Below are 674 nucleotides of genomic sequence, written 5' to 3'. Positions count from 1 at the left end.
CCATTGATGATCCGCTTCATTCACGCGCTTTTGATAATACTGAGAGTCGGCAAAGATGATGTGCGTCATGCCATAGATTTTGTTGCCGTATTGCTGAGCAGAGAGCTTTTTATCATTGTCGTCGGGGTAGGTCGCTCGGAATGCTTCAATGAACGCGTTCACCACATCTTGTTCACCCAGTTGACGCAGCCAATAGACCTGCTTTGCCAACTGCGCCGCCCATGCTTCAATCATCTCTTTATCGGTGGCGTAGCGAGTAAAATCGTAACGACGAATGATTTCTCGCAGTGTTTTATCTTGTTGGTGCTTTAAGCCGTACTCATCTGCTCTCGCCATCGCGCCCAGTAAATCGACGCCAAGATACAAATACTCAGGGTGATGTTTTGTTACGGTATAACGACGTTGGCTGCGCTCGTCCTCTTTTTCTTGGTAGCGAGTCAGCCGCTCAGAGGAATATAAAATGATGTCTTCTGGTTTGACGACGTCATTCGCGAAGCGATTCAATCGGCTTGCGACTTGAGCCATGTCTGTCCAAATGGTTGCGTAGTATTTTTCATCTAAGGTTTGGCGGAACATACGCAGCCCAAAGTGGCCTTCCTTAAAAGGAGGAAGCGTGAATAACTCACGTTCGTATGTGTCGCGAATCAGCTGTGCTGATTGAGAGTAATTAAGTG

General features: G+C 47.3%; 1 protein-coding gene. It reads right to left on the bottom strand.

Features of this window, described 5'->3' with window-relative positions:
- A partial coding sequence (locus R7Z50_RS27840) for a DUF3541 domain-containing protein (protein ID WP_318149798.1) occupies positions 1 to 674 on the bottom strand: 674 nt, incomplete at both ends.

This window comes from Vibrio sp. 1249-1 (assembly GCF_033340495.1).
The sequence above is the reverse complement of the archived record's forward strand: the minus strand, read 5'-3'. Positions and strand labels throughout refer to the sequence as shown.